2 protein-coding genes are annotated in these 4,078 nt (G+C 72.0%); both read right to left on the bottom strand.

The genetic code is table 11. The annotated features are described in order from the left end of the window. Positions 1-229: 229 nt before the first annotated feature. Positions 230-2,275 carry a lanthionine synthetase LanC family protein gene (locus VIB55_RS18190; protein WP_331878089.1) on the bottom strand — a complete coding sequence of 682 codons (2,046 nt, stop codon included), beginning with the start codon at positions 2,273-2,275 and terminating at the stop codon, positions 230-232. Between the two features lie 48 nt (positions 2,276-2,323). After that, the gene (locus tag VIB55_RS18185; protein WP_331878088.1) at positions 2,324-3,298 is read right to left on the bottom strand and encodes a thiopeptide-type bacteriocin biosynthesis protein; all 975 of its coding nucleotides are present in this window, start codon (positions 3,296-3,298) and stop codon (positions 2,324-2,326) included. Positions 3,299-4,078 lie beyond the last annotated feature (780 nt).

The following is a 4,078-nucleotide window of genomic DNA, read 5'->3' as shown; positions in this document are numbered from 1 at the left end:
AGGGGGAGAACTTCATACCGGATGAGGCTGGGTTTGGTGCATTCGGAGGGCGCCCCCCATCCCCAACCCTTCCCCCACAAACTGCGTGGGGGAAGGGAGCCAGCCTGGTGCGCCTCGGTTGGCCTGGTGCGCCCGACTGCGCGTGCAGTCCGCGAAGGCGGACTTCGGGCCGTCGTTGCCGCGAATTCATTCGCCCCAGCAGGGCCGAGGCCTCGGGGCGGCTCCCTTCCTACCGCGCCGCGCCCGCCCGGCCGCGCGCCAGGTTCACGAAGCCCGCGCGGTACGCCTGGTTTAGCTGCTGCAGGACGCGGTCTTCCAGCCACTCGCGGTTCACCTCGCCTTCGCCTCCCGACACGGCGGCATTCACCGTGTCGATCAGCTCGTCGACGGTCGCGGGCTCGCGGACGCTCTCCAGGATCACCGCGGCAAAGGGGCTCAACGGGCGCACCACCGCCCGCCCGCCGGTGAAGTGGATCAGCCAGTGAGCCTCGTCTTCGTCCTCGTCCGCCGGCGGGCCGGCGGCGTCCGCGGCCGCGCGCGCGGCCCAGTCCCACCGGGTGCTCACCACGCGGGCCCGGGACGATAGCTCCACCCGGCCCTCGCGCCACTCCACCTCCCCCGCGGGAAGCCGCGCCAGCCCGTCGAGGTACTCCGTGGTGAAATCCGTCACCGAACGGGCCAGCTCGTAGCGCGCACGGTCCACCGCGAACGCGTCTTCCAGCCGCTCCCGCAGCGCCGAATCCGCCTCGTCGCGCACGCGCGCGGCTAGCGCCTCGTACACGGCCGTCACGTCCGACGTGCGCGGGGCCGGGCCCATGGGTGCCAGCGGCAGGTCCAGGGCAGCGCCCATCGCGCGGAACGCGGCCAGCGTGCCGCTGAAGGCCGTGGCCACGGAGCGCTCCTGCTCGCTACGCCACCCCTCCTCCCCCGCTGCTCCCCCGCGCGCCGCCGAAACGTCCGGCGCCTCCAGGATCAGCACGGACGGCACCTGGGGATGGGCCAGCCGCAGCAGGAAGTGCCCGATGCCGGCCTCGCCCAGCAGCAGTCCCGGGTCCGAGACGGCGCCCATGGTGCCGCAGGGCCAGGGCGACCCATCTGCGCCACCGTGCAGATCGATCCCGACATAGGCGCTCTCCAGCGCCGGCTGGCGCAGCGACTCGTCGCCCAGCGCGTGGGCGGCGACCATCAGCGTTTCGGCGTTGCCGCCGCGGCCGTGGCAGAGCGAGTAGTTGCTGAGCCCGTGGCCGCCCAGCGTGCCCGCCGTGTTGGCGCAGGCGGCCAGCACCTCGTCGCGGTACAGCGGGTCGCCCAGCAGCTGCCAGGCGCGCACGCGGCTCAGGCCGATGCCCGGTGCCCCGTGGCACCATGCGCTCATGTAGCGCGTGGGCGGCGCCTCCAGGCCGCCGCCGGAGCGCAGCAGTTCGCGCAGCTGGTCCAGGCGCCCCTCGTACTGGAACTCGCCCAGCTCGGTGTGGCGCAGGTCGGGCCAGTTGCTCTGCTGGGCGTCGAAGAAGGAGCGCTCGTACAGGAACGCCTGCTCCGCGGCGTAGCGGTAACGGCCGTCGCCCGTGGCCGCGTACAGCTCCAGCAGCCCGTGTCCAATCCCGGCCGCGCCGTGGGCGTAGCCGTTCAGGTTGCGGACGGCGGTGTTGCGCATGGTGTTCCACGACCAGCCATCGGACTCGCGGGTGGCCGTCGCCACCAGGTGGTCCCCCAGCCCCCTCGCGATGCCCAGGGCCAGTTCCGCGTCAACGTACCGGGTCAACTGCAGCAGGGGGGGAATGGCGCCCCCGGCCCCGGCGATCACGTCCAACCCGGTGTCGCGGCTCTCGTTGCCCGCCAGCGGCCGGAGCAGGTCTTCGGCCTGCGCGTGGAACTCGGGGCAGCCCAGCAGCTCGCCCGTCCGCGCGGCCGCGTAGGCGATCCCCACGCGGCCGCTGTGGTATCCGAAGCTGGTGTCCGGCAGCGACGCGCCGTGGCGCAGGGCGAAGCGGATGGCACCCAGCGCGGTGCGGGCCGCGTCGGCATCCCCCGTCACGGCGTGCAGCTCGGCCAGGTACAGCGCGATCCCCGCCGTTCCCTCGTACACCGTGCCGGTGGCGGGGGTGGCGACGGCGCGGCGAAGCGCAGGGTTCGCCCGGTCCGGCTGCATCACCTGCCAGGTGCAGGCGCCGTCCGTCCACTGCGCGCCTTCCACCAGCCGCCGGCCGATGGCCTGTGCCGCCGCCATCAGCGCTTCGGTGCGGGGCTCGTCCGTGCGGTGCTGCGTATCCATCGAGAAACGGTCCTTGTGGATGCCGAAAGCAGGATCGGGCCGCGGGGCTCAGGCCTCGGCCGCCGCGGCGGGGCTTTGGAGCGCGCGGTGGACCAGGTATCCAAGGTAGCTTTCTTCCTGGATGGTGATGCCCAGGCGGTTGTTCATCATGTGCACGTAGCTGGGGACGATGCCGCCCACCACCCGCTGGCAGTCGTCCACCGGCTGTCCGGCCACCTGCACCCGGCCCTCGTCGAACAGCGCCCGCAGCTCGGCCCGGCGCGCCCTGAGTCCCTCGCCGTAGCGATCCAGCGTCTCGGACAGCTCCTCGCCCTCGTCCATCCGCTCCCACACCTCGTGGACGTACGCCGCGAGGGTGTCTGCCTGCTGCTCGTACCCGCGGTCGAAGGCGCTGATGAACGTCTCGCGCCCTTCGTCTTCGCGGGCGAGCGAGCGCAGGTAGCTGGTGGAGTAGGTGTGGGCGAACGTGGTGGCGCGCTCGCGGGTTTCGCAGAAGACGTGGCAGGCCATCACGGTGGAGAGCAGCCCCTTGCCCAGCCGCGACGGCCGCTCGCCGCCCATGCGCGCCACGAGCGCGTACGCCGCGTCGCTGGAGTCCTGGAACAACCGCTCGGCGACCGCCAGCGCGTCGGGGCCGCCGTAACGCTGGGTTTCCGGCTCGTACGCCACGCGCGCCAGGTGCGTCACCCCCGCGGGCTGGTCGTCGACGCGGCTGTACGAGGGCGTCTCGGGAAGCTCGTCCACCCGCACGTGCGGATGCGATGCGCGCACGTGCTCCACCAGCGCGGGCCACACGGTCCCTTCGAGCACGTCGGTGCGTCCGTGCAGGCGCAGGCGCACGTGCGGGCCGTGCTCGCTGTAGCGGATGAAGAAGTGCTGATCGGCCCAGCCCTCGGCCATGCAGCGGCGGACGAACGGCTCGACGTGGTTGGTGACCACCTGGTCGCACTCGGGGGCGTAGATCCAGCCGTTGATGAACAGGTAGACGCTCAGCCAGCCGTGCTCGTGCCGCGGTTCGGTCATGTGGTGTGTGCTTAGCGTGGATCACACTGGATGCAGGGTCCCGGGGTGCCCCTCCCCCGGCCCCTCCCCGCACACACTGCGTGCGGAGAGGGGAGGACTTCATGCCGGATGAGGCTGGGTGTGGTGCGGACCCCTGCCGCCCCCCATCCCCAGCCCTTCCCCCGCAAACTGCCGCGGGGGAAGGGAGCCAGCCCGGTGTGATACGCCGCGTCCGGTGCACGGGCGGAGGCTGCTGTCCGGGGCTCGGTACGTTTCGAATCGGCCGGCGCATTCCTCGGCTGCCCTCACCCCCGGCCCCTCTCCCGCGAGCGGGAGAGGGGAGAATTCGATCGCGCTCCGGCTGGCCCCGAGCACCCGACACGCATGCAGTCCGCGAAGGCGGACTTCGGGCCGTCATTGCCGCGACTTCAGTCGCCCCAGCAGGGCCGAGGCCTCGCCCCAGCCTGGTGTGTACCCCCTCTCCCACGCTGTTTGTGGGAGAGGGTGGCACGCGTGTCAGCGCGGCCGGGTGAGGGCCCCACGGCAGCCGGGGCCTCGGCTTCGGCTTCGGGGACCGCTGCCGCGCCCGGGTTTGTACGTGCCCGCGGCGAGATCCTTCGACCCGCAAGGTACGGCGTTAGGGCGAGTGCGGTGTCGCTTGGCCTCAGATACCATGTAAAAGCGGGCCGCCACGATGTAAGCTCTCTGGGTCGCTCAAACCTGGAGGCGCTTATGCAGACCGTAACGACCCGCAACGTATCGGTGGTGTCCGTGCCCGCGCTTTATCTCGCGATCGAGACT

The organism is Longimicrobium sp., from assembly GCF_036554565.1.
Taxonomy (GTDB): domain Bacteria; phylum Gemmatimonadota; class Gemmatimonadetes; order Longimicrobiales; family Longimicrobiaceae; genus Longimicrobium.
This window is presented reverse-complemented; position numbering and strand designations above follow the sequence as displayed.